This window comes from Aeromonas sp. TECH754 (assembly GCF_056279295.1).
Map to the genome: position 1 here is coordinate 2,129,001 of NZ_JBWBRA010000001.1, position 21,032 is coordinate 2,150,032.

Annotated in this window: 17 protein-coding genes and 1 riboswitch; of the genes, 6 read left to right on the forward strand and 11 right to left on the reverse strand. The window is 64.0% G+C overall.

The window, feature by feature from the left end:
* The first annotated feature begins 6 nt into the window (after nt 1-6).
* The gene (locus tag ACZ9IL_RS09350) at nt 7-342 is read left to right on the forward strand and encodes a DUF3802 family protein (RefSeq protein WP_476005332.1); all 336 of its coding nucleotides are present in this window, start codon (nt 7-9) and stop codon (nt 340-342) included.
* A 292-nt stretch (nt 343-634) separates the two neighbouring features.
* Here ACZ9IL_RS09350 and msrA read toward each other — a convergent pair whose 3' ends face one another.
* Nucleotides 635-1,267 (reverse strand): peptide-methionine (S)-S-oxide reductase MsrA, encoded by a 633-nt coding sequence (msrA, locus tag ACZ9IL_RS09355; protein WP_476003262.1) that lies wholly within the window; start codon nt 1,265-1,267, stop codon nt 635-637.
* 272 nt (nt 1,268-1,539) lie between these two features.
* Between msrA and argA the strand changes: the two genes are divergently transcribed.
* Together argA and lysC are read left to right on the forward strand one after the other, a co-directional pair.
* Complete coding sequence (gene argA, locus ACZ9IL_RS09360; RefSeq protein WP_476003263.1) at nt 1,540-2,868, forward strand: amino-acid N-acetyltransferase; 1,329 nt, start codon at nt 1,540-1,542, stop codon at nt 2,866-2,868.
* Nucleotides 2,869-3,001: 133 nt separating this feature from the next.
* A riboswitch (Lysine riboswitch) is annotated at nt 3,002-3,226 on the forward strand.
* An 85-nt stretch (nt 3,227-3,311) separates the two neighbouring features.
* The gene (lysC, locus tag ACZ9IL_RS09365) at nt 3,312-4,664 is read left to right on the forward strand and encodes a lysine-sensitive aspartokinase 3 (RefSeq protein WP_476003264.1); all 1,353 of its coding nucleotides are present in this window, start codon (nt 3,312-3,314) and stop codon (nt 4,662-4,664) included.
* A 68-nt stretch (nt 4,665-4,732) separates the two neighbouring features.
* Here lysC and ACZ9IL_RS09370 read toward each other — a convergent pair whose 3' ends face one another.
* A complete protein-coding gene (locus ACZ9IL_RS09370) occupies nt 4,733-5,845 on the reverse strand; it encodes a hypothetical protein (RefSeq protein ID WP_476003265.1) in 1,113 nt (370 codons plus the stop codon).
* A 255-nt stretch (nt 5,846-6,100) separates the two neighbouring features.
* On the opposite strand from ACZ9IL_RS09370, the gene ACZ9IL_RS09375 reads away from it, so the two are divergent.
* A complete protein-coding gene (locus ACZ9IL_RS09375) occupies nt 6,101-8,389 on the forward strand; it encodes an LTA synthase family protein (protein WP_476003266.1) in 2,289 nt (762 codons plus the stop codon).
* Between the two features lie 116 nt (nt 8,390-8,505).
* Here the strand turns inward: ACZ9IL_RS09375 and ACZ9IL_RS09380 are convergent, their stop codons facing one another.
* From ACZ9IL_RS09380 to ycfP, 4 genes are all read right to left on the reverse strand, one after another.
* A complete protein-coding gene (locus tag ACZ9IL_RS09380; protein ID WP_476003267.1) occupies nt 8,506-9,516 on the reverse strand; it encodes a S66 family peptidase in 1,011 nt (336 codons plus the stop codon).
* Nucleotides 9,517-9,860: 344 nt separating this feature from the next.
* On the reverse strand, nt 9,861-10,178 hold the full coding sequence (locus tag ACZ9IL_RS09385) for a heavy metal-binding domain-containing protein (RefSeq protein ID WP_476003268.1): 318 nt from the start codon (nt 10,176-10,178) through the stop codon (nt 9,861-9,863).
* Between the two features lie 216 nt (nt 10,179-10,394).
* A complete protein-coding gene (locus ACZ9IL_RS09390; protein WP_476003269.1) occupies nt 10,395-11,687 on the reverse strand; it encodes an NAD(P)/FAD-dependent oxidoreductase in 1,293 nt (430 codons plus the stop codon).
* Nucleotides 11,688-11,761: 74 nt separating this feature from the next.
* Nucleotides 11,762-12,301 (reverse strand): alpha/beta hydrolase YcfP, encoded by a 540-nt coding sequence (ycfP, locus tag ACZ9IL_RS09395; RefSeq protein ID WP_476003270.1) that lies wholly within the window; start codon nt 12,299-12,301, stop codon nt 11,762-11,764.
* A gap of 440 nt (nt 12,302-12,741) precedes the next feature.
* On the opposite strand from ycfP, the gene ACZ9IL_RS09400 reads away from it, so the two are divergent.
* Complete coding sequence (locus tag ACZ9IL_RS09400) at nt 12,742-14,145, forward strand: nucleobase:cation symporter-2 family protein (RefSeq protein WP_042642533.1); 1,404 nt, start codon at nt 12,742-12,744, stop codon at nt 14,143-14,145.
* Between the two features lie 56 nt (nt 14,146-14,201).
* Here the strand turns inward: ACZ9IL_RS09400 and ACZ9IL_RS09405 are convergent, their stop codons facing one another.
* The 4 genes from ACZ9IL_RS09405 to ACZ9IL_RS09420 form a co-directional block, all read right to left on the reverse strand.
* Nucleotides 14,202-16,010 (reverse strand): M3 family oligoendopeptidase, encoded by a 1,809-nt coding sequence (locus ACZ9IL_RS09405; RefSeq protein WP_476003271.1) that lies wholly within the window; start codon nt 16,008-16,010, stop codon nt 14,202-14,204.
* Nucleotides 16,011-16,204: 194 nt separating this feature from the next.
* Nucleotides 16,205-17,959, reverse strand: a complete 1,755-nt coding sequence (locus ACZ9IL_RS09410) for a M3 family oligoendopeptidase (protein ID WP_476003272.1) — start codon at nt 17,957-17,959, stop codon at nt 16,205-16,207.
* 173 nt (nt 17,960-18,132) lie between these two features.
* The gene (locus ACZ9IL_RS09415) at nt 18,133-19,050 is read right to left on the reverse strand and encodes a DUF808 domain-containing protein (protein WP_476003273.1); all 918 of its coding nucleotides are present in this window, start codon (nt 19,048-19,050) and stop codon (nt 18,133-18,135) included.
* 1 nt (nt 19,051) lies between these two features.
* Complete coding sequence (locus ACZ9IL_RS09420; RefSeq protein ID WP_476003274.1) at nt 19,052-19,192, reverse strand: hypothetical protein; 141 nt, start codon at nt 19,190-19,192, stop codon at nt 19,052-19,054.
* A gap of 190 nt (nt 19,193-19,382) precedes the next feature.
* Between ACZ9IL_RS09420 and ACZ9IL_RS09425 the strand changes: the two genes are divergently transcribed.
* On the forward strand, nt 19,383-19,985 hold the full coding sequence (locus ACZ9IL_RS09425) for a DUF924 family protein (RefSeq protein WP_476003275.1): 603 nt from the start codon (nt 19,383-19,385) through the stop codon (nt 19,983-19,985).
* Between the two features lie 74 nt (nt 19,986-20,059).
* Here the strand turns inward: ACZ9IL_RS09425 and secF are convergent, their stop codons facing one another.
* The gene (secF, locus tag ACZ9IL_RS09430; RefSeq protein ID WP_476003276.1) at nt 20,060-20,977 is read right to left on the reverse strand and encodes a protein translocase subunit SecF; all 918 of its coding nucleotides are present in this window, start codon (nt 20,975-20,977) and stop codon (nt 20,060-20,062) included.
* Nucleotides 20,978-21,032: the final 55 nt, after the last annotated feature.

Below are 21,032 nucleotides of genomic sequence, written 5' to 3' on the forward strand. Positions count from 1 at the left end.
GCCATCATGGTGGTAGAGAGCGAAGGTTACATCGCACTGGTAGAGTATCTGGTCGAGAGTCTGGGACTGTTCGAGAGCCAGCAGCAAGGCGCCGGCTCCCAGACCATCGAGGATCTGGTGAGCGGCCGGGTGGCCGACAACCTGATGGCCATCTGTGAGCAGAACCCCCAGCTAGATCCCAAGGTGCGCTTCATGATCATGCAGGAAGCCGACGCCGTGGTCGCCGATCTGGAAGAGGTACTCTCCGCCGTCTGGCTGCGTGCGCCGACCCCGCAGCAGCAGGCCTTCCTCAATGAGTTCATCGATCTCATCAAGAACCTGTTCGACAGCACCATCGGCTAGGCCGCGCTCAAGGCCCCTCCCCCGGATCAACCCCCTTGCACCACGCCAAATGAAAAGGGCCGCCTCATCGGGCAGCCCTGCTTGCTATCATTTTCAATTCATCGCGCTTGTCTAAGTTAAATGAATATCGAGGCAAGAAATGTGTCTGGTCTTGGCTGCCATCCATGGTAGCTACCCTGTAAGGCAGCTGAAGTTCAGTTAAGTTCCCCGCCATGACAAATTTTTTTCAGTTTTTTTTCAATTGCATGAAAAAGGGGCCATTACGGCCCCTTTTTGTGGTTGAACGACGCTCTCAGCGGTTCAGACTCGGCGGCAGGCAGACCCCGATCCCGCCGAGGCCGCAGTAACCTTCCGGATTCTTCTCCAGATACTGCTGATGGTAATCCTCGGCGTAATAGAAGGGCGCCAGCGGCAGGATGCGGGTGCTGATGGCACGGACATCGCCGCTCGCCATCATCGCCTGCTGGTAGGCGGCCTGACTCTGCTGGGCGATGGCCTCCTGACTGTCGTCATCAACGAAGATCACCGAGCGGTACTGGGTACCGATGTCACCGCCCTGGCGCATGCCCTGAGCCGGATCGTGCTGCTCCCAGAACAGCTTGAGCAGATCGCCATAGCTGATGACCCTGGGATCGAACACCACCTGCACCGTCTCCGCGTGGCCGGTCAGGCCGCTGCACACTTCCTTGTAGGTGGGATTGGGGGTCAGCCCGCCCTGATAGCCGGCGGCGGTGGAATAGACACCCGGCTGTTGCCAGAACAGGCGCTCCACGCCCCAGAAACACCCCATGCCAAACCAGGCAAGCTCCATTCCCTCGGGCCAGGGACCCTGGGTCGGGTGGCTATTCACCGCATGCTGCTGGCCTATCACCAGCGCCTCGCGTCGTCCCGGCAGCGCCTCTGCCGGTGAAATAATCTGCTCCATCTGCCCTGTCCTTGTATAAAAACCTGCGCCATCGCGCAACTGACGAAAAGGAATATCGAAGATAACAGGTTATCAGGCCGGATCAACCGGGAACGCGGCCTCGCGCGGGCGAGCCCCTTGCCGTTGGCCCTGGCTCAGCCCCTATGATGTCGCGGCGCCCTGGTCGGATAAAAAGGAGACAACAAATCCGCAAAACCAATATTTAGTCTTGATTTGTGAATTTATTTTCATATATTGAGCGAATTGCTGTTTTTTTATGGAAGAAATCTCACGTGCGTGAACGCGAACCGAGCCTGGTCTATGCCTTTCGGCAGTCAACCCCCTATGTCAACGTGCACCGGGGGGCCACCTTCGTGCTGATGATGGGCGGGGAAGCCATCTGCCACCCCAATTTTGCCAACATCGTCAGCGACATCGCCCTGCTGCAGACCCTCGGGATCCGCCTGGTGTTGGTGTTCGGCTCACGCCCACAAAATGACGAGGCGCTGGCCCGCGCCGGGATCGAGGCGCAGTACCACAGACGCATCAGAGTCACCGATGACGAGAGCTTCGACATCATCAAGCAGGTGTGCGGCGGCCTGCAATACGACATCACCGCCCAGCTCTCCATGGGCCTGGCCAACACCCCCATGCAGGGCGCACGCATCAGCGTGGTGAGCGGCAACTTCGTCACCGCCCAGCCACTCGGGGTGGAAGATGGCATCGACTACTGCCACAGCGGCCGGGTGCGCCGCATCGACGTGGAGGGGATAGGCCGCCAGCTGGATCAGCAGGGACTGGTACTCATCTCCCCCATTGGCTGCTCGGTCACCGGCGAGAGCTTCAACCTCAGCTCGGAAGAGGTGGCGCGGCGGGTCGCGGTGGATCTCAAAGCCGACAAGCTCATTTGCTTTAGCAGCACCCAGGGGGTGATGGACAGACACGGCGAGGCCATCTCCGAGCTCTTCCCCGAGCAGGCCGAAGAGCTGCTGGTAGAGCTGGAGCAGGCCGGCGAGGAGATGTCCGGCACCGCCCGTTACCTGCGCGCCGCCATCGCCTCCTGCCGCGGCGGCGTGCCCCGCTCCCACCTGGTGAGCTACCAGGACGACGGCGCCATGCTGCAGGAGCTGTTCAGTCGCGACGGCCTCGGCACCCAGATAGTGCGCGAGAGCGCCGAGCGGGCGCGGGCCGCCACCATCGAGGACATCGGCGGCATCCTGGATCTCATTCGCCCGCTGGAGGAGGACGGCATACTGGTGCGCCGCTCCCGCGAGCAGCTGGAGATGGAGATCGACAAGTTCACCATCATAGAGCGCGACGGCCTCATCATCGGCTGCGCCGCCCTCTACTGCTTCATGGAGGAGGCGATGGCCGAGATGGCCTGCGTCGCCATCCACCCCGAATACCGCAACTCCAACCGCGGCGATCAGCTGGTCGCCAAGGTGGCCGAGCGGGCCAAACGGCTCGGCATCACGCGGTTGTTCGTGCTCACCACCCGCTCCATCCACTGGTTCCGGGAGCGGGGCTTCGAGCCGCTGGAGGTGGAGGACTTGCCGGTCGAGCGCCAGCGGCTCTACAACTGGCAGCGCCGCTCCAAGGTCTTGTCGAGGACGATCCTGTAACTGTTTGTATGAGACCTGCTTGTAACTGATTGATCTTGTACCGGGTTATTGCCAATTCTTAACTTTTTTACAAACTCGATTGACAGTGCAATCCAGTGCGGGGTATTTCTACATACGCGCCACCTGCCAAGGTGGCACCAGAAGAGGAGCGCTGCCCAGGCAGCCCAAGGGAGGACACCAGAGTCCGATGAACTTGGGTCAGGGGGAGCAGCGCCGAGACGAGGCAGGTAACTGGACACCGCCACGTCGGCTGCGAGGGCTGAATCCCCCGGGTTGTCATCGGTCGTGTGCATCCCACACCGCATTCAAAGCGGGTTTGGTGTGGGATGGGCACCGCGGGTGGAGTGCTTCTGGCCGGGATCCTCGCGCTTTCCTGCCATTTCAGCCTCCTCCTCTCTTTTGCCTGATGAAACTGGATTTTCACCTTAAGACTGGAGTATGCAATGAGCCCGATCAACGTCGCCAAATTTGGCGGAACCAGTGTCGCCGATGCCGCGGCCATGAACCATTGTGCCGATGTGGTACTGGCCAATCCGGCGACCCGGGTGGTGGTGCTGAGCGCCAGCGCCGGTGTCACCAACCTGCTGGTGAGCCTGGCCCAGGGTGAACTCGACGAGGCGGGCCAGGACGCCCAGCTCGCCAAGCTGGCCGGGATCCAGCAGACCATCCTGACCGCCCTCGGTAATCCGGCCGAGGTGAGCGCCCTTATCCACGCCCAGCTCGGCGAGATTCGCACCATGGCCCGTCAGGCCAGCCAACACACGGATGCGGAGCTGGCTGACCGGCTCATCGCCTGTGGCGAGCTGATGTCCACTCGCCTGTTCACCGAGCTCTTGCATCAGCGCGGCATCAAGGTCCAGTGGCAGGATGTGCGCCAGCTGATGCGCACCGACAGCCGCTTTGGCAAGGCGAGCGTGGACCTGGCCGCCACCCGCGCGCTCTGTCAGAGCAAGCTGGGCCCGGTGCTCGGTGACAGTCTCATCATCACCCAGGGCTTCATCGGCGCCGATGCCGATGGCCGCACCACCACCCTGGGTCGCGGCGGCTCCGACTACAGCGCGGCCCTGCTGGCCGAGGCGCTGGATGCGGCCAGCATCGAGATCTGGACCGACGTGCCCGGCATCTACACCACGGATCCGCGCCTCGTCACCCGGGCTCGCCCCATCCCCGAAATCAGCTTCGTGGAGGCGGCAGAGATGGCCACCTTCGGCGCCAAGGTGCTGCACCCGGCCACCCTGCAACCCGCCCTGCGCCAGGACATCCCGGTCTTCGTCGGCTCCGCCAAGGATCCGGCCGCCGGTGGCACCTGGATCCGCGCCAGCACCAGCACCAATCCGTTGTTCCGGGCCGTGGCCCTGCGTCGCCAGCAGGTGCTGGTCACCCTGCACAGCCTCAACATGTTCCACGCCTATGGCTTCCTGGCCGAGGTGTTCGGCATCCTGGCCCGCCACCGCATCTCGGTGGATCTCATCACCACCTCCGAGGTGAGCGTGTCCCTCACCCTGGATCACACCGGCAGCCAGAGCAACGGCGAGCCCATCCTGAGCGACAAGGTGCTGGCGGAGCTCGGCCAGCTGTGCAAGGTGGAGGTGGAGACCGGCTTCGCGCTGGTAGCGCTCATCGGCAACCGCATGAGCGAGGCCGTCGGGGTCGGCAGCCAGGTGTTCGATGCCATCCGCGAGCACAACATCCGCATGATCTGCTACGGCGCCAGCGCCCACAACCTCTGCTTCCTGGTGAAAGAGGGCGAGGCCGGCCACATCGTCAACCGCCTCCATCAGGAGCTGCTCGACTAGTCACCACTGGCGAGCCGTCATGAGAAAGAGGGGCCTGGGCCCCTCTTTTTTTGACTCCGCAAGCCCCGCTAGACGGTGGCCTGGCCCGCGCCCGACGCCACCCGGGTGGATGGCGGCAGCTGGCAGGCCTGGATCTGCTCGCGCAGACCGGCGAGCTTTTGCAAGAGTCCGGCCTGACCGAGTCCGGCCTCGTCGGGCCCCAGGTTGTCGACCAGCGCGGGGAAGTGTTCCCGCACCGCCATCTCCAGCCAGTCGAGGCGGCGCAGGGTGAGCGGGCCGCAGCTCTTGCCGCTGAGATCGTCCAGAATGTCGAGCCGGTGGCTGCGATACATGTCGCGCCACCAGCTGGCGGCCAGCGCCTGATCGCTGCCAAGGGCCGCGCTCCACTCCCCCACCAGCCCTTGCAGGCGTGCCAGCACCGCGGCGCTGGCCCCTTCCCGGTTCAGGTATTGCAGCTCGGACTTGGCCCAGGCCAGGCACAGCTCGCGCCAGTGGCGAAACAGCGGCATGGGATCGGCCTCATCCAGCCAGAGACCTGACAGGGTGCGGGTCTCCAGCCGCTCCGGCACATGAAACTCCGGATCGGACAGGCCGTTGGAGTTGAATTCGTGGTGGGGATCGAAGGGCCACATGTAGCCAAAGTCGAACACCGAGATCTGCTGACCGTCGTCGAGCAGGTTGCCCGGGCTCGGATCCCAGTCAAACCAGCCCCAGTGGGCGAGCTCGGCCTCGATGGCCAGCATCTGCGCCAGGTTGCGCTCATTGAGCACGTGTACCGGCTCCCCTCTGAGCCAGGGGGAGACCAGTACCCCGGCCCGGGCCGAGCCGAAGCTGGTGCAGACCACGTTGGAGAGGATGGTGGGGTGCAGCTCACGCAGGCTCTCGATCTCACGGCGCCGCTCGAGCTCGGTGAGGAAGGCTGTCTGGCCATCGACGTTGGCCACCAGCGACGCCTGCCGGCGCCGCTTCAGGCACCAGTGATGGTCTTCCACCTTGAGGTGGAACACCTCGGCGGTGAGCCCGTGATCATAGACCTTGATCACATCGGGATGTCCCTCGGCCAACCTGAGCAATTGCGCAAGCGGCAGGGGGCAATCGCGCTCGCGCCCGATCCTGATCTCCTCTTTGTTCTCCAGCATCTGGAGCAACCTTGCCTGACGTGCCGCAATTTTGGGATTCATACATGTACCTCCAGCCATTATTGAGAGACTAAGCAGCAAGCCAGGCCCAAGCCAGCGGCAAAGCGTCATGATGCCGCTTTCATCACAGAATGAATCTGTCCGCAGGATCGGGATCACAATTTGCAGGTCCCGGCTGTCACACCATATTCATCCCGCTGTCATTGAATTGACATCGAGGAACAAGCCCAGCACCATCGGGTCAAAATAGATACAGTCGTTTACCGCGACCTCACTCGCTCCAAGGATGAGCTCCTTATGAATGCCCCCGCTCCGGCTCGCAGCGTCCCCCCTTCATCGCCCCTGGCCAGGTTGTTGTTTGGCCTGCTGGCCGCCCTGCTGCTGCTGACCCTGGCCCTGCCGGTGCTCAACCCCGGTAGTTGGCTCGGACGCGCCCAGCCGCTGATCCTGGGACCCGCCGATCAGCCGCTCGCCACCCTCAACCGTCACAGTCTGCTCTACAAGAGTGACAGTCGTGGTCTCTATCTGGTGGTGCGCAGCCAGTGGCAGCTGCTCAAGCCATTGCAGGAGGGGGACAAGGTGCGGGTCGAGCTGCTCAACGACAAAGGCCTTCGCATCGATCAGCTGAGTCAGGCGGCAGAGAAGCGCCAGAAGTGCCGCCAGAACCGCTGCACCCTGGATCTCAACAGCACGCTCAGGGCGCCGGATGATGCCCTGGACAGCCGCTACCAGCTGCGCATCGGCCTGCTGCTCAAGGATAGGCCCGAGAGTGGCGAGTACAGCCAGATCCTGCAGACCCTGCCTGAGCGCGGCTTCAACCTGATCTATCTGATGGTCAGCCTGCTGCTGGTACTGCTGGTGAGCGCCGGCACACTCAGGGCGCTGCTGCCACGGCTGCGCCAGAGCCGCGGCGCCCGGGTGATTGGCAGCCTGCTGCTCGGCAACCTCACCTTCGTGCTGCTGCACGGCTTCGTGGTGTTCAAGCTGGGGGAATTTCTGCTCTGGTCCGATTTTCGCACCGAGCACTATTACCTGGCCTGGGGCAGCATGGTGCTGGGCTGGAGCCTGTGCGCCCTGGCGGGCTTCAACCTCTACATGGGGCTGGTGTTCACCGCCCTGTCCGGCATCGCCCTGCTCGCCAACTTCATGAAGATCGCCATCTACGGGGTGCCGCTCGGGGGGGATGATCTCGGCAACCTGCTGGCGCTGGTGCATATCCTGCTCGATCAGCACCCGGTGTTGCCGGTGCTCGGCGTCCTGGGGTTGCTGTTTGTGTGCTGGCGCTTAGGCTTGTCACGCCGGATCCTGCGCGGCTTGTTGCGTACAACGGCCGCCACCGCCGCCTTCTTTGCGCTTTGCGTGTTTGCCACCCAGACCGGCAACAAGCTGCTGGGGGCCAACGTACGCTATGTGGACAGGGCGGTGAACTACCACAGGGACATCATCCGCTCCGGTCCCGGCCTCTACCTGTTCAGCCTGGTGGATGAGATGCTGCAAAGCGGCAACATCTTCCGCTATCCCTTGCAGATCAACGAGCGCACCCCGGAGCTCGGTCACCGGGATCCCGTCCAGTCGGCCCAGCGCCGGTCCCCCCGCTTCGATCTGGTGATCGTGCTGCAATACGAGTCGCTCTGGCTCGACTGGCAGGGCAAGATCTGCGCCCCCGCCCCGACCCTGAGCCTGCCCGTCGGGGTAGCCCAGTGGCACAAGACCATCCACTCCCCCACCACCGGCGGCATGACGGTGCTGGCGGAGTTCGAGATGAACACCGGCCTGCCGGTGGGCCTGCTCAAGCAGGGGGTGGTGCCCTACTACTACCTGTCGGACAAGGTGCCTGGGCTCGCGCAGACGGCCAAGCAGAGCGGCTACCAGACCCTGTTCGCCCACCCCTATGTGGAGAAGTTCTGGGGCCGGGCCAAGGCCATACCGGCGCTGGGCTACGAGGAGCGCTGGTTCGACACCCGCTTCACCAGCCTCGAGCACAAGGGGCTCTACATCTCGGACGATGCGCTGATCTCCCACCTGCTCAAACGCAGCGAGCAAGACAGCCAGCCGCTGTTTGCCTACGCGGTCACCATGCAGGGTCACGGCCCCTTCGACGGAGATCGCTATCACGCCCAGCAGATGGACAAGGCCTGCCCGGATCAGAGCGAGGCCGACCGGCAGCGGCTCAACACCTACTACACCGGGGTGGTGGATGCCATGGCGTCGCTTGAGCGGCTGCTCAAGACGCTGGACCAATCCGGCAAACGCTATCTGGTGGTGGCCTTCGGCGATCACCAGCCGTTTTTGATGTCGGCGGGCAAGGGCATTCACGGCGACAAGCCGGCGCGGGATGCCGCCTACCAGATCCCCATGATGGCCTTCACCCGCAGCGACGGCGCCCTGTCACTCGAGCGCCAGTTCGCGCCGGTGCGCCAGCTCTACCAGATGGGCCAGGCCACCCGAGCGCTGCTGGCCGGTGATCTCACCCCCATCCCGGCACTGGCCCTGCTCCACCCGGTGCTGGGGGAGGAGAAAGGCTTCGATCCCTCGCCCCTGGTGCCGCAGATCCGCGCGAGCTTCCGAGCCGATGCATTGCCCTGATCGATTGAGACACGAGGGCCACAGATCTTTGCAATACCATCAGGGCCGATCCCCTGCCCTGATCCCCGACCAATAAAAGAGGCCGCTGATGCGGCCTCTTTTATCTCTCTTTCCCACTATCGCAGCCAGGGTTCGCACAGCGTCAGGCACTGGTTATCCACATCCAGCTCGGCCTGGATACCGAGCGGCAGGGTCAGCATGGGGTGGGTGTGGGCGCAGTCAAACTCCGCCAGTATGGGGAAGCTAGGCACCCCCACCACCTCCAGCAGGAGGTCGAGCGGCCGCTTGCCGCTGCCCTGATCATCAAACAGCTCGTGCTTGCCGAGCACCAGGGCGCCGATGCGATCGAACACCCCGCACAGCTTGAGGTGGGTAAAAGAGCGTTCCACCGTCTCCGCCGTCTTGAGGCTGTCCTCCAGCAGCAGAATATCCCCAGTTTCAATCGGCGGCATGTAAGCGGAGCCCCAGATCCCCGCCAGGGTGTTGAGGTTGCCACCCATCAGCCGGCCCCGCACCTTGCCCGACCCCACCGAGACTAACCGGTTGGGCCGGCACGCCTTGGCCCGGGTCTGGTGCTCCCAATCCAGCCGCTCGTCGGTCCAGTGGCTCGGGGTCGGCACTGTGTGGGGCACGGCGGCGCCACCTGCCTGGCAAATCTGGTTGAACCCGGCCAGGGTCTCGTCCACCAGGGGCGGCAGCTCCCCGAACGAGGCCACCAGCGCCGGACCGTAGAAGGTGACCAGCCCGGTTTGGGCATGGATGCCGAGCAGCAGCGCCGTCACGTCCGAGTAGCCGATGAGGATCTTGGGATCTTTTTTAAGCGCCTCGTAATCGAGATAGGGCAGCAGGGCGTTGGAATTGCTGCCGCCGATGACCGACATGATGGCGCGCACCTTGGGGTCGCAGATAAGCGCATTGAGCTCGGCGGCCCGCGCCGCGATGGCGCCGGAGCGCCAGTGATCCTGCTGGCCGGTGAGGCTGTCCGCCTTGAGTGCAAAGCCCTGCGCCGCCAGATAAGCCTTGGCGCGAGCAAAACGGTTTGGCGACCAGGCGGTGGCCGCGCTGGAGGGGGAGAAGAAACCGATGGTGTCGCCGGGTTTGAGCCCCGGCGGCTTGAGTAAAGTCATGGATGCAGCCCTGCCATATGGGGTGAACACCGCCGGGAGATGCCATCCCGACGCCAGGTTTCATCCTACTGCGGCCTTTCACCGCCAGACAAGGGCGGGAAATCGCACTCACGGGCCCATTTTTGTTTAAAAAAACTAAACGACTCTCACAAATTGCATACCAATACTGAACAATAACAGCCCTGACCTTCCCCCTTTCCCGGCGTTAAGGCACTCATCAGGCGCCGAAAAATGGCCACGGGGCCAGTCCCCGCCTCTCCCGTCGACATCCCGCCGACACCGCCGCCGTCCCCCAATAAAAAAGCCGATCTCGCGATCGGCTCTCTGCTGGTCGGTGACCCGGCTTAGACCACCACGGCGGTGCCGCTGATGCTGACCATCAGCATGCTGCCGTTCTGGCCCACCACCTCGTAGTCGATGTCGATGCCGACCACGGCGTTGGCGCCGAGCGCCTCGGCCCGCTCTTTCAGCTCCTCGAAGGCGATCTCGCGAGCGCGGGCCAGCTCCTTTTCATAGGCGCCGGAGCGGCCGCCGATGATGTCGCGAATGCCGGCGAACAGATCCTTGAAGATATTGGCGCCAAGGATGGCCTCGCCCACCACGATGCCGCGGTATTCGCGAATGGTTCTGCCTTCCAGGGTGGGGGTCGTCGAGAGGATCATCATAAACTCCAGTTGTGACAATGGGCTCCAGACTACCCCAAACAGCCCGCCGGCAACATCCCTCCGGTGCTAATAGCCTGTCACTCGATAAGGGCATCTGTGCGCATGCCGCCAGCGACGGGGCCCCGCTATCGGCGCTGCCGAGCGCCCATAAAAAAGGAGAGGCGCTGGCCTCTCCTTCTGGTGTCGCGGGCTTGCAGGGCAAGCCGTCACTTGTCAGTGCAGCTTCATGCTCGGGCGCAGCACCCGGTTGATGCGGCCCACCAGCATGATGAGGCCGGTCTTGATGTAGCCGTGCAGGGCGACCTGGTGCATCCGGTACAGGGAGATGTACACCATGCGCGCGAGGTAGCCTTCCACCATCATGGAGCCACGCATCAGGTTGCCCATCAGGCTGCCTACGGTGGAGAAGCGGCTCAAAGAGACCAGGGAGCCGTGGTCATGATAGAGGTAGGGCTTGAGCTCACCGCCATCCATCTTGGCCAGGATGTTCTTGAACGCCTGGCTCGCCATCTGGTGGGCGGACTGGGCGCGCGGCGGCACGAACTTGCCATCCGGCTGCGGACAGGCCGCGCAGTCGCCGATGACGAAGATGTTCTCGTCACGGGTGGTCTGCAGGGTCTCTTTCACCACCAGCTGGTTGATGCGGTTGGTCTCGAGCCCGGCGATGTCCTTCATGAAGTCCGGCGCCTTGATGCCGGCCGCCCATACCATCAGGTCTGCTTCAATCAGCTCGCCATCCTTGGTGTGCAGCCCATCGCTGGTGGCTTCGGTGATCATGGTGGCGGTGCGCACGTCCACCCCGAGCTTGACCAGCTCCTGATGAGCGGCGCCGCTGATGCGCTCAGGCAGCGCCGGCAGGATGCGGGGGCCCGCTTCCACCAGGGTCACCTTCAAACTATCAGTCGTGAGATTCTTGAAGCCGTAGGCATAGAGCTGCTCGACCGCATTGTACAGCTCGGCGGAGAGCTCGACCCCGGTGGCGCCGCCGCCGACGATGGCGATCTTCACCTTGTCGCCAGGCTTATATTCGGTGGCGAACTGCAGGAAGCGGTTCATCATGCTGTTGTAGAAGCGATGGGCCTGGGAGGGGCTGTCCAGGAAGATGCAGTGATCCTTGATACCCTTGGTGTTGAAGTCGTTGGAGACGGAGCCGATGGCCATCACCAGCACGTCGTAGGCCAGTTCCCGCTCATGCACCACCAGCTCGCCGTTCTCGTCGTGAATAGGCGCCAGCACGATGCGTTTCTCGTCGCGCTTGATGTCGGTCAGGCTGCCGAGCTGGAAGTCGAAGCCGTGATTCTTGGCATGGGACTGGTAGCTCAGGGCATCGATGCCCGCATCCATGGAGCCGGTGGCGACCTCGTGCAGCAGGGGCTTCCACAGGTGGGTACGGTTGCGATCCACCAGGGTGACCTTGGCCTTGTTCTTCTTGCCCAGCTTGCGGCCCAGGCTGGTCGCAAGCTCCAGACCACCGGCGCCACCACCGACAACGACAATATTCATCATGATAATTTCCCTTGGTTCCTCAAAACGAAAGGGAGCCACCGGCTCCCTGAAACGAAAACGGTCGACGTGATGGCTCAGGCTTCCTTGAAGGCCTTCATCCGCTGCAGGTGATGCGAGATGTTCTTGAATTTATGGGTCTCGCGCTCATCCCACACGATGTCGTAATAATTCTTCAGCTCACGTTCAGTCTCACGATTATCGCGGATTTCATCCTGGACGGAAAGGATGCACAGGCAGTTCCCTGAATTTTTATTACGAAATTCGGTTACACACTTGGTGCCGATATCGTCGTACTCTTCCGGCCTGTCTATCTTGCCCTGCATGTTTTGCGCCGGGTTGAGATTGGGGTTGAAGATCACCTGCTTGATGCCGCACAGAAAACCGATCCGCTCGCTCCAGTAGCCGCCGAGCCCGACCCCGCAGATGAGGGGTTTGGGGTCCGTGCTCATGTCGAGCTGCTTCTTCACCTCTTTGAGCAGGTGGCTCATATCATGGCGGGGGTGAACCGTGCTGTAGTGCACGAAACGCACATCATCATCGATAAACTGCAACTGCAGCACTTTCTCATGATTGCCGGGGCTGGTGGCATCAAAGCCATGCAGATAGATGATCATGGATAAGACCTCGGAAACTGTGTCGGTTCTATCGAACCTACTCCAGCCGCGGGCCCGTGCGCCACCAAAACATCCCACTTTCTTGCTTTGGATCACGTCCCAGGTTGCGAGTGAAACCAGATTGCCCCCCTCCCTATCAAACTGAGAGCCAGCGCGCCCCGAATGATAGGCGCGCTACCAATCTGATAACCCCAACACCCAGCCAGGCAAACGATTGGCCGCCTCCCCCGCTCACCCTTGTGACCCTCGCCACAAAACCGGCAGGACGCATGCCGGATTGGCCCCTCTCCCCCCTATTGAGCATGTTTTGTGCACTCCCCCTCCTGACGAGGCGATCGCCAGCCGACCCCTCTCACCCAGCCACCCGGCGACCGCCATGAGCGGGCCTGCCAGGACCATCTGCCCGACCACAGATGCTCGGGCCGCAAGGAGTAGGGTTCATGCACCAGATCAACTCCCAACAGGCCGATCAGGCCACCACGGCGCCGCCCGTCGACGAAGTCGAGCGCGTGCTCCCCCTCGGCCAGCTGTTCACCCTCGGCCTGCAGCATGTGCTGGTGATGTACGCGGGCGCCGTGGCGGTGCCGCTGGTCGTCGGCGGCAGCCTGGGGCTGCCCAAGGCGCAGATCTCCTACCTCATCAGCGCGGATCTGTTCTGCTGCGGCATCGTCACCCTGCTGCAATGCCTGGGGATAGGGCGCTTCGCCGGGATCCGCCTGCCGGTCATCATGTCGGTCACCTTCGCCGCCGTCATGCCCATGCTCGCCATCGGCGGCAACCCGGAGCTGGGGTTGCCCGGCATCTTCGGGGCAACCATCGCCGCCGGGGTGATCTCCACCCTGCTGGTGCCCCTCATCGGCCGCCTGATGCCGCTCTTCCCCACAGTGGTGACCGGGGTGGTCATCACCTCCATCGGGATCAGCATCATGCAGGTGGGAATCGACTGGATGGCGGGGGGCAAGGGCAATCCCGAGTACGGCAGTCCGCTCTACATCGGCACCAGCTTCCTGGTGCTCGCCTTCATCCTGCTGGTGACCCGCTTTGCCAGCGGCTTCTTCGCCAACATCTCGGTCCTGCTCGGCATACTGTTCGGTTTTGTCATCGCCATCTTCATGGGAGAGGTGAGCCTGACCGGCCTCGATGAGGCGGCCTGGTTCGCCCCCATAGTGCCGTTCGCCTTCGGCTGGCCCACCTTCGATCCCATCTCCATCGCCACCCTGACGGTGATCATGCTGATCACCTTCATCGAGTCCATGGGGATGTTTCTGGCCCTCGGCGACATCGTCGGTCATCCGGCCACCCGGGGCGACATAGTGCGCGGCCTGCGGGTGGATGGCATCGGCACCATCATCGGCGGCATCTTCAACAGCTTCCCCCACACCTCCTTCTCCCAGAACATCGGGCTGGTGAGCGTGACCGGGGTGGCGAGCCGCTGGGTCTGCGTGATGTCGGGCGGGATCCTGCTCGCCTTCGGCCTCATCCCCAAGATGTCGCTGATGGTGGCTTCCATCCCGCCCTTCGTGCTCGGGGGCGCCGGCATAGTGATGTTCGGCATGGTGCTGGCCACCGGCATCCGCATCCTGGCGCGGGCCGATTACACCGGCAATCGCCACAACCTGTTCATCGTCGCCATCAGCCTGGGAATAGGCATGATCCCCACGGTGTCCGAGCACTTCTTCCAGCGCTTTCCCGAGGCGCTGCAGCCATTGCTGCACAGCGGCATCCTGCTGGCGACCCTGAGCTCGGTGTTGCTGAATCTCTTCTTCAACGGCTACCAGCCGGATCCCAGCCTGCAGACCCGCCCCCTGCTGGTAGGACCGGTGCGACCGGGAGACCCCTCGTAAAAAAACCGCCGGGCAGACAGTCTGCCCGGCGGCTTCTTATTGCGGGATGAGCGGTCTCAGCGGCAGAGGTGCTCGAAGCGATCCACGGCGTCCTCCACCAGTGCCAGGCTGCCCTGCCAGAACGCCGCCTCGCGGATATCCTGGCCCAGGTGTTTCTCGACCAGATCTTCGGCGCTCATGCGGCCGGTGTCCCGCAACAGGGCGCGATAGGCCTCGGCCACATTCTCTTCCCCTGCGGCCTTGCGGCTCATCAGCCGGTGATAGACCCCGAGGCTGAACAGGTAGCCGAACAGATAGGGATAGTTGTAAAAACCGAAGCCCGCGATGGAAAAATGCGCCTTGGCGGCCCAGAACAGGGGGTGATAGCGGACGAGGCTGTCCTCGTACCAGCGGCCCCAGGCCTCGTCCGTCATGGCACTGAGCCGCGCGGCCGAGACGTAGCCCTGCTCGCGGGCGGCCACCAGCGCCTGCTCGAAGTCAAAGCGGGCCGGGATGTTGAGCAGGAAGGTGGCGGCGCCGTCCGCTTCGGCCCAGGCGATGGCCTGACGTTGCTCCGAGGTGTCGGCCAGCTCGAACAGGGCGCTGCGCACCAGGGTCTCGGCGAAGATGGAGGCGGTCTCCGCCAGGGTCATGGGGTAGCTACGCTGGCTCATGGGCAGATCGCGAATGAGCCAGTTGTGCCAGGCATGGCCGAGCTCGTGGGCCAGGGTGATCACGTTGTCCATGGTGCCCGCGTAGGTGACGAACACTCGCGGCTCCACCGGCTCGGCAAACTTGGTGCAATAGGCGCCGGTGCGCCGGTTCGGGGTGGGTGCCGCATCGATCCAGCCGCGCTCGGCCATCATGCGGGCGAACGCCCCCATCTCGGGATCGAAGCGGGCAAAGGCCGCAGAGATGAGATCGATGGCCTCCTCGAACGGGATCGCGCGGCTGGTAGCGGCCGGGGGCGGCGCGAACAAGTCCTCCGGCCCCAGCTCATCGATACCCAGCCGGCCAGCCATCAGCCCCAGCGCCCGCTGGCCCAGCCCACGGGCACCATAGGTCGCCGCCATCAGGGTATCTAGGGTGGCGCGCTCGATGTGGCTCTGGTGACAGGAGAGATCCAGGGCATCCAGCGCTCGCACCTTGCCGCGCTGGCGTGCCAGCTCCAGCCGCCAGCCGTTGAGGGCATTGAGGATGGCGGCGACCGTCTCCTGCTCCCCTTCCCAGCCGGCGCTGATGGCGTCGAAGGCCTCTTGGCGCAGTGCCCGATCCGGGCTGGAGAGCAGGTTGCTCGCCTCGGCCAGCCCCATCTCACGGCCATCGATAACGAGGCGGATCTTGCCCACCAGATCGTTGTAGAGGTTGCCCCAGGCGTGCAGGCCGTCGGTGCCAAGGCCAATCACCAGTTGTTCGGCCTCCACCGGCAGGCGCTGATCCTGCAGGCGCCGCTCGTGGCGCAGGCGATAATCTTCCTCCCCCAGCAGGGGATCCTGCATCAGCCGCTCGAACTCGGCCGCGGGTAACCCCAGCATCAGATCCTCCACCGGCGCCAGGGTCTTGAACAGATCGGCGTTGAGCGCACGAGCGCGGGAGGCCAGCTGCTTGGCCAGGGGATCCCGGGCGTCCTGGCTCCCCTTGCAGGCGGCCAGCACGGCGATGTTCCAGCCTATTTCGCGGATACGCCGGGCCCGCAGGCGTACCTCCCGCAGGAAGTCCTGCCGGGCCGGCTGGTTACCCTGCACCCCGGCCAATCCCTCGATAAAACAGCTCAATTCCGCCAGGCTGGCGCGAGCCAGGCTCATGTCCGCCTCCAGCACGCAGCTGTCGAGGGAGGGGTAGATGTGCTGATTTTGCCACTGCTGTGGGTAGACTCGTTGTTGCATCGAACGCTCATTGTCAGAGACGGGTCCGGCCCGTCGTGAAACAGGGGTGGCCCCAGGGCCACGAACAGAAATACCAAGGCTGGCTGCGACACCAGCCGGATCAAATGTGGGCGACTACACCAGCCGCTCGAGGCGGCTGACCGCCTCCTCGACATAGCGCAGACTCTCCTCCCGGAACCCAGGAAGGTTCGCGACTACACCAGTCGCTCGAGACGCTCCACCGCCTCCTCGACAGAGCGCAGACTCTCCTCCCAGAACGCGGGTTCCCGAATGTCGACCCCCAGGTGCTTCTCCACCAGGCTCTCGGCGCTCATGCGGCCGGTGTCGGCGAGCAGCGCCCGATAGGCTGGCACGAAGTCGGCGCCAACCCGCGCCTTCTGGGCATAGAGCCCCAGGCTGAACAGGTAGCCAAACAGATAGGGGTAGTTGTAGAACCCGAACTCGGCAATGGAGAAGTGGCTCTTGCTGGCCCAGAACAGCTCGTCATATTGGCTGAGGGTGTCACCATACCACTGCTGCTTTGCGGATTTCATCATGGCCCTCAGCTGGCCCGCCCCCAGATACCCCTCGGTCCGACCTGCCACCAGCGCCCGTTCGAAGTGGAAGCGGGAGGGGATGTCGAGCAGCAGCTCCCCGTCCATCCAGGCGATGTCCAGGCGCTGCTCGCGGGTCTGCGAGCGCGCGAGCAGCGCGTCGCGCACCAGGGTTTCGGCAAACAGGGAGGCGGTCTCGGCCAGCGTCATGGGGTAGTCCCGCTGCTCCAGAGGGAGGTCCCGCAGCAGCCAGCTGTGCCAGGCGTGGGCGAGCGTGATGACGTTGTCCATGGTGCCCTCGAAGGTGAGGAACACCCGGGGCTCGGCGGGATCGGCATACTCGGTGCAATAGGCGCCGCAGCGCCTGTTGTCGCTCGGTGCGGCATCGATCCAGCCCCGATCCGCCATCATGAGGGCGAAGGCCCCCATCTCGGGATCAAAGGCGGCGAAGGCCTCGGCAATCAGCGTCAGTGCCTGTCCGAAGCCAAGCCTTACCTGCGCCGCGGCGGGCGGCGGGGCATAGAGATCCCAGGGGGCGAAGTCCGTTATCCCCTGGGCACTTGCCATGGCCCGCAGGGCCCGTCTGCCCAGCGCCTTGTGGGCTTCTGCCTGCGTCATCAGGGTCTCCAGGGTGGTGCGCTCCAGGTGCCCCTGGTGGCAGGAGAGATCCAGCGCATCGAGCTGGCGCGACTTGCCACGCTGGGCCGCCAGCTCCTGGCGCCAGCCGTTGATGGCGTTGAGGATGGCGGCCACCGTCTCCTGCTCCGCCTGCCAGGCGGCCTGAATGCCGTGCCAGGCACTGGCGCGCCGCGCCCTGTCCGGATGGGAGAGCAGGTTGTCCGCCTGGGCCAGCCCCATAGGCTCCCCCGCCACCTCTGGCCTGAGTCTGGCCACCAGGCTGTCGTAGAGATCCCCCCAGGCTTGCAGGCCGTCCACCGCCAGTCCCTCGATCAGCTGCTCGCTCTCGAGGGAGAGGGCCTGATCCTGCAACCGGCGATCGTGGCGAATGAGGTAGGCCAGCTCGAACAGCTCGGGATCCTGCAGCAAGGCCCGCACCTGATCCTCGGGGGCGTTCAGCCAGAACAGGGCCACCGGCTTGACGAGCTGGGCCAGCCTCGCCTGCAACTGTTGACCGCGGGAGAGCAGCACCCGGGCGGCCTCGTCGCGGCCGTTGCGGCTGAGCCGGTTGTAGGCGAAGGTCTGGCTGTTCCAGGCTTGTCTCCTCACGGCATTGGCCTGGCGGCGAATGGCCCGAAGCAGGTGGCGCAAGGGGTTGATGTCCCGGGCCTCTGGCAAGGCGGCCAGCAGGGTAGTGATCTCGGTCAGGGCCTCGGCGGCGCGTTGGAAGTCGGCGTCGATCGCCGGGCAATCGGGGGCGGCATAGATGTGGTCATCCTGCCAGAGGGTGTTGGTCATAACTATCCTTGTCTGTTTGCGTCCATGTGGGCGTCCCGCCTCTGTGGGCAGTGACCGCCAAATAGTACGAAGGGGGCCGGCCCTTGCCTATCCCCCATTCTGGTCAACAAACAGCAGATCCGACCTGCGACGCCCCCTGTCGGCAGGGGACGATTCCTGAGCGACCGCCGCTGTTATTTCACGGGAGTCAGCTTGCCCACCAGGGTCATGGCCAGCACCAGCACCATGCCCGCCACCACACCCGCCACCGCATTGAGCAGGGTCGGCGTCACCACGGCCAGCACGGCGCCGACCCCGGCCAGGGGGGCAAGGCTAGCGGCGACGCCCTCAATCAGGTGATGCAAGAAGGGCCAGCCATGGACCAGAATGCCGCCGCCGACCATGAACATGGCGATGGTGCCGACCAGCGCCAGCAGGTGCATCAGGCGAGGCGCCGTCACCAGCAGGCCGCGTCCCAGCGCGCGGCGCAGCACGCTGGCATCCGGTTTTTGCAACAGGTGCAGGCCGATGTCGTCCAGCTTGACGATGAGCCCCACCAGGCCGTAGACCCCCACCGTCATCAGCAATGCTATGCCCGCCACCACGGCGATCTGCAGGCCGAGACTGGTGCCCTGCACCGTGCCGAGCGCGATGACGATGATCTCGGCGGAGAGGATGAAGTCGGTGCGAATGGCCCCCTTTATCTTCTGCTGCTCGAAGGCCAACAGATCGTCAGGGATGGGAGCAGCGTGTTGCTCACCGTCAACGGCATCGTGGGGCAGAAACTTGTGGGCCAGCTTCTCCGCTCCCTCGAAGCAGAGGTAGGCACCCCCCAGCATCAGCAGGGGGGTGATGAGCCAGGGCACCAGGGCGCTGATGGCGATGGCGGCGGGCACCAGGATCAACTTGTTGCGAAACGAGCCTTTGGCCACCGCCCACACCACCGGCAGCTCCCGCTCGGCCCGCACCCCGGAGACCTGCTCGGCGTTGAGGGCGAGATCGTCCCCCAAGACCCCGGCGGTCTTCTTGGCGGCCATTTTGGTCATCAGGGCCACGTCATCGAGCACGCTGGCAATGTCGTCGAGCAGGGCCAACAAACTGGTTCCAGCCATATCAGGTGTTCCTTATCGCAATAGTGTGTTGACGTCCGGGTACGCTGACGCTCTTCCTGGCCACCGCCTTGGTCATCAGGGCCACGTCATCGAGCACGCTGGCAATGTCGTCGAGCAGGGCCAACAAACTGGTTCCGGCCATATCAGGTGTTCCTTATCATCGCTATGGTGAATTTGCCCGATAGAGCCAACACAGGCGTTACGACCACAGAGGCTTCCTTATTTCGGGCAAAAGATGGCACAGTGTAGCGAGAAGCCGCCCGTTAGGCAGCTCCCATAACAGGGTCAATTGGCCTTGTTTCCCCCTCCAGCCCCTGGCCAAAGGAATTTCCATGCAACCCTGGCAACCTCTGCTCGATTTCTGGTTTGGTGATGACGCCGATGACGCCCACCGCGCCGCAAGACAGGCCCCGCTCTGGTGGGGAAAGAGCGACGAGACCGACGCCCTGCTGGCGCACAGGTTCGGCGAGCTGGCCGAAGCGGCGGCCGCCGGCACCCTGGCGTCCTGGGCCGAGGTCCCCACCGGCCGGCTCGCGCTGATCCTGCTGCTGGACCAACTGCCACGCAACATCCACCGCGGCACCCCCGCCGCCTTCGCCCAGGATGCCAAGGCGCGGGATCTCTGCCTCAAGGGGCTGTCGCTTGGGGCGGACAAGTCCCTCTCCCCGCTGGCGCGGGTCTTCTTCTACCTGCCGCTCGAGCACGCGGAGTCCCGCGAGCAGCAGGCCAGAAGCCTGGCCCTGTTCGAGGCGCTGGCGAGTGAGCAGGTTCACACCGCCGCCCACGCCACCTTCGCCGGCTTTGCGGATTTCGCCCGCCGCCATCAGGTGATCGTCGATCGCTTCGGCCGCTTCCCCCACCGTAACGCCATCCTGGGGCGGGCCGACAGCGCGGAGGAGACCGCATTTCTGCGCCAGCCCGGATCGGGTTTCTAAGCCGGGCGCCGAGACCGCAGACATAAAAAACGGGCCCAAGGGGCCCGTTTTGACATCCGGTTGACATCAGGCCATCAGGCCGCCTCCCCCAGCGTCTCCTCTTCCTTCTTCTGATACGCCTGGGGCGAGAGACCCAACAGCTCCTGCACGGTGGAGGCCACGGTGATGGAGGAGAGGGTGCCCACCAGGATGCCGGCGAACAGGGTGAAGGAGAAACCGTACAGCGCATCGCCGCCGAACAGCAGCAGGGCGCCCACGGTGAACAGGGTGGTGCCGGAGGTGATCATGGTGCGGCTGAAGGTGGCCTTGATGGCCACGTCTGAGCACTCGTGGATCCCCATCTTGGTGCGCGAACTCAGCAGGTCCCGCAGCCGGTCCGAGATGACGATGCTGTCGTTGAGGGAATAGCCGATCACCGCCATCAGGCCCGCGATCACGTTGAGATCGAACTCGATGTTGAACAGCGCCAGCAGCCCAAGCGCCACCAGCCCGTCGTGCAGCACCGACACCAGGATGCCGATGGCCTGGCGCCATTCGAAACGCACCGCCAGGTAAATGGAGATGGCGAGAGAAGCCACCAGCACCGCCAGCATCCCCTGCTGGAACAGCTCGGCGCCCACCTGGGGCCCGACTATGGTGGTGCGCAGCAGCTCCACCGGCAGGGCCAGTTGCTGGCCGAGCATCACCGCCAGCTCTTCGGCCGGCCAGGGCAGCTCGTGAGGGGGCAGCTTGATCAGCCACTCGCCGGGTACACCGGCGCCGCTCAGCTCCACCGCCCCGGCCAGGGGGGCACTCAGCAAGGCGTTGAGTTCATGGGCCTCCTTCAGGGTCTGGATCCGAAACTCCAGCAGGATGCCGCCGGTGAAGTCGAGCCCGAGGGAGAGGCCGTTGATGGCGAGCACCGCGATGCTCGCCACGGTCAGCAGCACCGATATCCACAGCCCGATATAACGCCAGCGGGTCAGCCCCATGGCAACGATCATTCTCAGCATTGTGCTTCCCTCGGCAACAGGTGACTCTGGCTTCCTCGGGGGAAACCGGTGGCGC